Here is a 6,948-nt window from a genome sequence, read left to right on the forward strand (position 1 = left end):
GACCGTCGGCGTTTTTGGGGGAAGACGTCGGCCAGGACCGCCACCGATCGGGCCGGGCAGCTTTGGGGGAACTGCCCGGCCCGATCCATGCGTATCCTCACCTTTCGTGAAAAAGGTTCTCATCGACTGCGATCCCGGCATCGACGACGCTCTCGCCCTGGCACTGATCGCGGGCTCCCCGTCCGTGCGCCTGGCCGGCATCACCACGGTGGGCGGCAACGTCGACCTGGAGCTGACCACCGCCAACGCCGTGGCGCTCAGGGAGTTCCTGCGGCTCGGCGACGTGCCGGTGACGCCGGGCAGCGCCGGCGCCCTGCTGCGGCGCACCGTCCGGGCCTCGCACGTGCACGGCGCCACCGGGCTCGGCCACGTGAGGTTGCCCGCGGCCGAGCGGGGAGCGTCGCAGGGGCACGCGGCCGACTTCATCGTGGAGACGCTGCGGGCCGCTCCCGGCGAGATCACCCTGGTGGCCGTCGGGCCGCTGACGAACCTCGCCCTCGCCGTACGCCGCGAGCCGCGCGTCGTCGAGTGGGCCCGCGACCTGGTCATCATGGGAGGCTCCTTCACGCGGGGCAACCACAACCCGGCGGCCGAGTTCAACATGCTGGCCGACCCCGAGGCGGCCGCGATCGTCTTCGACGCCGGGTGGACGGTGACGATGATGGGGCTGGACGTGACGTTGTCGGCCGTGGTCACGTCCGGCGTGCTCGACCGCATGCGCCCGCTCGGGCGGCTGGGCCGCGACCTGCTGGAGCCGGCGGCCCGGTTCTACGGCGTGGTCACGGCCGACAGCGGGCCGGCCATCCACGACGCGTGCGCGGTGGCGTACGTGCTGGACCCGTCGTTGTTCAGCTGCGTCCCCGCCGTGGTGAACGTGGAGACGGCCGGGCTCTACACCCGGGGGATGACGGTGACGGACTTCAGGGTCGGCGACCGGCGGGCGAACGCGCAGGTGGGAACGGCGCTGGACGTGAAGCGGTTCTGGGACCTGGTGCTGGGGGCGTACGAAGGGCTGGCGGCCCGGCTCGGATGATGTGCGGGCACTGTCCGGCGGCTGATACAGTTACACCTGTTGCGCCGCTAGCTCAGTTGGTCAGAGCAGCTGACTCTTAATCAGCGGGTCCGGGGTTCGAGTCCCTGGCGGCGCACCACACAGAAACCCTAGCTCGAAGCGTTGAGCTAGGGTTTTCGGTTTCTGAGTGGCCCAGGCCGCGTCCGCGGAGTCTTCAGGCCCCCGCCGGTCCCATGCCGGTGGCGGCATGAACCTGCGGGACCTCTCGACTCCGCGCAGGAAGGTCTCGCAGATCAGCGCCGGGTCGAACGGGCAGCCGGCGGCCGTGGCGCCGTCGCGCATCATCACGAAGTGGCGGGCGGCGGGCTCGGCGTCAGTCTGCCGGATCTCGGCCAGGCGCTCTCCGGCCGGAGAGCGCCCGCGTCGTTTCCACCGGTCAGAGCAGCACCCTGCCCAGCCGCCCGCGGTGGAAGACCAGCGGGTCGTCGCCGGCGTCGTCGTTGGTGGTCAGGTCGATCACCCTGGCGAGGATCAGTTCGTGGTCTCCCACCAGGTGGCAGGAGTCGAGCACGCAGTCGATCCACGCGACCGCGCCGGTGATCGCCGGATGGCCGCTCCCGTTCACCGTCCAGCCGACTCCGGAGAACCGGTCGGCCCCCTTCTTCGCGAACGACTGGCACACCCGCTCCTGACCGGCGCTCAGCATGCTGATGGTGAACGCGCCCGCGGCCCGGATGTACGGCCACGTGGTCGAGGTGTGGGCGGCGCAGAAGCTCACGATGGGCGGGTCGAGGGAGACGGAGGTGAAGGAGTTGACGGTGAAACCGTGCGGCTCGCCGTCCGCCAGGGCGGCGATCACCACGACGCCCGTCGGATAGTGACCGAGCGCACGTCTCAACCGCACGCTGTCGATCATGACGGCGCCGGCCGGCGGCGCGCTCACCGTGCTTCCCACCGCTGCTTGAGCTGGGCGAGATGGCGCAGGCCGTCGAGGACGGCATCGGTGTCGGGGACGAAGTCGATGAGGCAGGCCACCTCGTCGACGCCGATCTTCTCCAGGGAGCCCAGCAGCGCCATGCCGTCGTCGACGGTGCCGAACAGGCCGCCCGTCTCGAAGTACCGCTCGAAGGAGACCTCCAGGAGGAACTCGATGTCCTCCGGGTCCATCTGGTCCGGGTCGATGCCCGGCATCAGCTCCTCCGCCGCCTTCAGGACCAGGCCGAGTGAACTGCGCAGGTAGTCGGTGAACGGATCGTGCACCACCTGCCGCACCTTGGCGCGGTCCTCCCCGACGAACGTGTGCAACATGAGCGCTACGTGGCCTGTCCCGTTGTGCGCCCTGGCGTAGTGCTCGCGGTATTCGGCGACCTTGCGGACGAGGTCGTCGAGGCTCTGGCCGAGCAGGTGGGTGAGGATGCCGACGCCGAGGTCGCCCGCCTGGCGGAACGTCTCCGGGTTGCCCGAGCTGGTGAGCCACGTCGGCAGCTCCGGCTGGACCGGCACCGGATGGGTGCGCAGCTTGACCGACTCCCCCGCGCCGTCGACCAGCTCCACCTCCTCCTGCCGCCACAACCGCCGCACCGTGTCGATGGTGTCCATCGTCACCTGGCGGCGGTCCGCGTAGTTCTCGGGCCGCAGCGCGAAGTCGACCACGTGCCAGCCGGGCGCGAACGAGACGCCGGCCCGGCCGCCCGAGAGGTTGTCCACCACCGCCCATTCCTCGGCGATGCGCGCCGGGTGGTGCAGCGGGGCCACGACGCTTCCCGCGCGGATCGCGACGTTCTCCGTCACGGCGGCGACGGCCGCCGCGGTCACCGCCGGATTGGGGTAACGGCCGCCGAATTCATGGAAATGCCGCTCGGGTGTCCACACCGCGGAGAAACCGTTGGTGTCGGCGAACCTGGCCCCTTCGAGCAGCAGCCGGTATTGGTCGGTTCCGGTCCGGACACCGTCCGCGAAATAGAATAAACCAAAGTCCACCGGTGTCTCCTTACACGCCGCGCTGGTGCGCCCCGGCCGGGCACACCGGCGAGATTTCAGGTTGCCGAGCGGCACCAGTATTCGCGATGCGGGAAGCGTGGGGTAACCCCTATGCCCCACTAGACGTGCTGCTCGCGGCGGGCCCGGCCGCCCGGAGCAGGCAACCCTTATCGCCCCCCTGAACCGCGGTGACGGCACCGCGGAAAACTCCGGCCGATCCCCTGGAATGCCGCGCTTTCTCCTCGCCCCCTCCTAGGGGATTCCGTAGGGGAATGCAGGCGGATATTAGGGGGCGAATCCCGTAGCTAGGCCGCAGCCCCATGGGCTGGAATGAAACGTGACTGGGGCGGGGCATCCGGGCACGCGCTCGAAGGGCGTATTCGCTGATATCCCGCTCATAGGCCGAGAGGATATACGCAACGTGACTCTGACCACAGAACGCGGCTTGGAACCGCCTCTCTCCCTGCGGGAGCGGGTGGCCGAACTCGGCATGATCAAGGATCAGGCGCGCGGCGGGGAAGCTCGGCAGGCCAAGGACCCGCAGCGGGCGAGGGGGAAGCTCACCGTCGACGAGCGGCTCGACCTGCTCTTCGACCCGGGCACCTTCACCGAGATAGAGCCGCTGCGCCGGCATCGCGCCAGCGGCTTCGGCATGGAGAACCGGCGGCCCTACACCGACGGCGTGATCACCGGCTGGGGCAAGGTCCACGGCCGCACCGTCTTCGTCTACGCGCACGACTTCCGCATCTTCGGCGGGTCGCTGGGCGAGGCGCACGCCCAGAAGATCCACAAACTCATGGATCTCGCCATGACGACCGGCGCGCCGCTCGTCAGCCTCAGCGACGGCGCCGGCGCCCGCATCCAGGAGGGCGTGACCGCGCTCGCCGGCTACGGCGGGATCTTCCAGCGCAACGTGCAGGCCTCCGGGGTCATCCCGCAGATCAGCGTGATCCTCGGCCCCTGCGCGGGCGGCGCCACCTACTCCCCGGCGCTCACCGACTTCACCTTCATGGTCAGCGGCATCTCGCAGATGTACATCACCGGCCCCAACGTGGTCGAAGCGGTCACCGGCGAGAAGATCAGCCACGACGAGCTCGGCGGGGCCCAGGTGCACGGCACCGTCTCGGGCGCGGCGGGCTTCGTCTACGACAACGAGACCGACTGCCTGGAGGAGGTCCGCTACCTCCTCTCCCTCCTGCCCGCCAACAACCGCGAGTCGCCGCCCGGCCTGGCCACCGCCGACCCGGCGGACCGGCGGTGCGAGGCGCTGCTCGACATCGTGCCCTCGGAGCTGAGCCGCTCGTACGACATGCGCGAGGTCATCCACGAGATCGCCGATGACGGCGACTTCTTCGAGGTGCACAGCACGTGGGCCACCAACGTCGTCTGCGCCCTGGCCAGGATCGACGGCCAGGTCGTCGGCATCGTGGCCAACCAGCCGGCCTCGCTGGCGGGCGTGCTGGACATCAACGCCTCCGAGAAGGCGGCCCGGTTCGTGCAGTTCTGCGATGGGTTCAGCATCCCCCTGGTCACCCTGGTCGACGTCCCCGGCTTCCTGCCCGGCCGCGACCAGGAGCACGCCGGCATCATCCGGCACGGGGCCAAGCTGCTGTACGCGTACTGCAACGCCACCGTTCCGCGCATCCAGGTCATCCTGCGCAAGGCGTACGGAGGGGCGTACATCGTGATGGACTCTCGCTCCATCGGAGCGGACCTGTCCTTCGCCTGGCCCACGAACGAGATTGCCGTCATGGGTGCCGAGGGTGCCGCGAACGTCGTGTTCCGCAAGGAGATCGCCGCGGCCGACGACCCCGACACTGCCCGCGTCCGGCTGATCAGGGAGTACCGGCAGGAGCTGATGCACCCCTACTACGCCGCGGAGCGCGGGCTGGTCGACGACGTGATCGACCCGGCCGAGACCAGGGCCGTCCTGGCGCGGTCGCTGGCCATGCTCCGCGCGAAGACCGCGAAGGTCCCGTACCGCAAGCACGGAAACCTGCCGATGTGATGGGCGGCGACGGGGCGGTGTTCAGGTTCGTACGCGGCGATCTGGACCAGGAGGAGCTGGCCGCGGTGGTGACGGCGCTGCTGCACCGCCTCGCGCCAGGCGCGGAGGAGGGGAACGCCCCACCGCCGCCCTGGTCCGCGACGCGGGCGGACGGCCGGGACGGCCGGTCCTGGCCCAGCGGACGGTACGGCGGCCAGTACACCGGCGCCTCCTCGCGGCCGCCCGCCTGGGACGAGCCGCACACATTCCAGGCGCCGAACTCCTGGTCGCCAGGGTGAGTGCGGACATCAACGGAAGGAAAACCCAGTGATCACCGAAACCGGAACGTGGGTGCGGCGCTTCTTCGCCGCACCGGACAGCCGTGAGAGCGCCACGCGCCTGATCTGTTTCCCGCACGCGGGCGGCTCGGCCTCCTATTTCCACCCGGTCGCCAAGCAGCTCACGCCGCGGTTCGACGTCCTGGCGATCCAGTATCCGGGCCGGCAGGAACGCCGCCACGAGCCGTGCATCGACGACATCGGCGAGCTCGCGGACCGCGTCACGGCGGAGATCGTGCCGCTGGCGGACCGGCCGATGGCCTTCTTCGGGCACAGCATGGGCGCCGTGGTCGCGTTCGAGGTGGCCAGAAGGCTGATGGAGCGGGACATCGCACCGCAGGTGCTCTTCGCCTCCGGCCGGCGCGCCCCCTCGTGCGTACGCGTCGAGACCGTGCACCAGGAGGGCGACCAGGCGCTGATCGCCGAGGTGCGGCGGCTCGGCGGCACCGACGTGCGCATGCTGGAGGACCCCGAGCTCCAGAGCATGATCCTGCCGTCGCTGCGCGGCGACTACACGGCCATCATGACCTACCGCTGCACGCCCGGCGCCAGGATCGGCGCACCGATCGTCGTCCTGACCGGCGACCGTGACCCCCATGTCACCACGGAAGAGGCGGCGCGCTGGAAGGAGCACACCAGCGGCGCGTTCGACCTGCACGTCTTCCGCGGCGGTCACTTCTACCTGAACAACCACGCCGCCGCGGTCATGCGGACGATCACCGAGAACATCCCCGCCGCCCAGGCGTAGATCCCCCTTTCGGTAGCACGAAGAGTACGAGGCGAGAATGGCTGCGAACGACACCAAGCTCATCGAGGCCCTGCGTTCCTCCTTGAAGGAGACGGAACGGCTGCGTGCGCAGAACCGTTCTCTCGCCGAGGCGGCGCGCGAGCCGATCGCGATCGTGGGAATGGCCTGCCGTTTCCCCGGCGGGGTGCTCTCACCCGAGGACCTGTGGAACCTGGTGGCCTCCGGCCAGGACGCGGTCGGCGAGTTCCCCGCCGACCGCGGCTGGGACCTGGACAAGCTCTACAACCCGGACCCGGACAGTCACGGGACCACCTATTCGCGGCACGGCGGTTTCCTGTACGAGGCGGGGGAGTTCGACCCGGCGTTCTTCGGGATCTCGCCGCGTGAGGCGCTGGCGATGGATCCGCAGCAGCGGTTGTTGCTGGAGGCGTCGTGGGAGGCGATGGAGCGGGCCGGGATCGATCCCGCCGGGCTGCGCGGCAGCCGTACCGGCGTGTTCGCCGGGGTGATGTACCACGACTACGCCCCCGCCACCGTGCCCCAGGAGCTGGAGGGGCTGGTCGGCACCGGCAACTCGGGCAGCATCGCGTCCGGGCGGGTGTCGTACACGTTCGGGTTCGAGGGTCCGGCGGTGACGGTGGACACCGCGTGCTCGTCGTCGCTGGTGTCGCTGCACCTCGCGGTGCAGGCCCTGCGGTCGGGCGAGTGCGAACTGGCGCTGGCCGGCGGTGTGACGGTCATGGCGACGCCCGGAACGTTCGTGGAGTTCTCGCGTCAGCGGGGTTTGTCGCCTGACGGTCGTTGTCGGGCGTTCGCTGCTGGGGCGGATGGCACCGGGTGGGCTGAGGGTGTCGGGATGCTGCTGGTGGAGCGGTTGTCGGAT

Annotated in this window: 7 protein-coding genes and 1 tRNA gene; 6 read left to right on the top strand and 2 right to left on the bottom strand. The window is 70.0% G+C overall.

Annotated elements, in window-relative coordinates; translation table 11 throughout:
• Positions 1-106: 106 nt before the first annotated feature.
• Entirely contained in the window at positions 107-1,033 is a 927-nt protein-coding gene (locus E1294_RS00650; protein ID WP_132503628.1) for a nucleoside hydrolase, read from the top strand.
• A 41-nt stretch (positions 1,034-1,074) separates the two neighbouring features.
• A tRNA-Lys gene (locus E1294_RS00655) sits at positions 1,075-1,151 on the top strand.
• 297 nt (positions 1,152-1,448) lie between these two features.
• Here the strand turns inward: E1294_RS00655 and E1294_RS00665 are convergent.
• Both E1294_RS00665 and E1294_RS00670 read right to left on the bottom strand, forming a co-directional pair.
• Entirely contained in the window at positions 1,449-1,916 is a 468-nt protein-coding gene (locus E1294_RS00665; protein WP_246082728.1) for a flavin reductase family protein, read from the bottom strand.
• A 35-nt stretch (positions 1,917-1,951) separates the two neighbouring features.
• Positions 1,952-2,992 (bottom strand): MupA/Atu3671 family FMN-dependent luciferase-like monooxygenase, encoded by a 1,041-nt coding sequence (locus E1294_RS00670; RefSeq protein ID WP_132503629.1) that lies wholly within the window; start codon positions 2,990-2,992, stop codon positions 1,952-1,954.
• A gap of 490 nt (positions 2,993-3,482) precedes the next feature.
• Here E1294_RS00670 and E1294_RS00675 point away from each other — a divergent pair, with 490 nt between their 5' ends.
• The 4 genes from E1294_RS00675 to E1294_RS00690 form a co-directional block, all read left to right on the top strand.
• On the top strand, positions 3,483-5,000 hold the full coding sequence (locus tag E1294_RS00675; RefSeq protein WP_132503645.1) for an acyl-CoA carboxylase subunit beta: 1,518 nt from the start codon (positions 3,483-3,485) through the stop codon (positions 4,998-5,000).
• Positions 5,000-5,278: an acyl-CoA carboxylase subunit epsilon gene (locus E1294_RS00680; protein WP_246082733.1), complete on the top strand. Its 279-nt coding sequence runs from the start codon at positions 5,000-5,002 to the stop codon at positions 5,276-5,278. Before E1294_RS00675 ends, E1294_RS00680 begins: the two co-directional genes overlap by 1 nt.
• 28 nt (positions 5,279-5,306) lie before the next feature.
• Positions 5,307-6,065, top strand: coding sequence for a thioesterase II family protein (locus E1294_RS00685; protein WP_246082729.1), 759 nt, complete (start codon positions 5,307-5,309; stop codon positions 6,063-6,065).
• 37 nt (positions 6,066-6,102) lie between these two features.
• A partial coding sequence (locus E1294_RS00690; RefSeq protein ID WP_132503631.1) for a beta-ketoacyl synthase N-terminal-like domain-containing protein occupies positions 6,103-6,948 on the top strand: 846 nt, incomplete at its 3' end.

This window comes from Nonomuraea diastatica, from assembly GCF_004349015.1.
Classification (GTDB): Bacteria; Actinomycetota; Actinomycetes; order Streptosporangiales; family Streptosporangiaceae; genus Nonomuraea; species Nonomuraea diastatica.

Excerpts from the sequence above, each read along its gene's own strand:
- E1294_RS00675 (WP_132503645.1), top strand. The coding sequence starts at position 3,483 with ATGATCAAGGATCAGGCGCGCGGCGGGGAAGCTCGGCAGGCCAAGGAC.
- E1294_RS00680 (WP_246082733.1), top strand. The coding sequence starts at position 5,000 with ATGGGCGGCGACGGGGCGGTGTTCAGGTTCGTACGCGGCGATCTGGAC.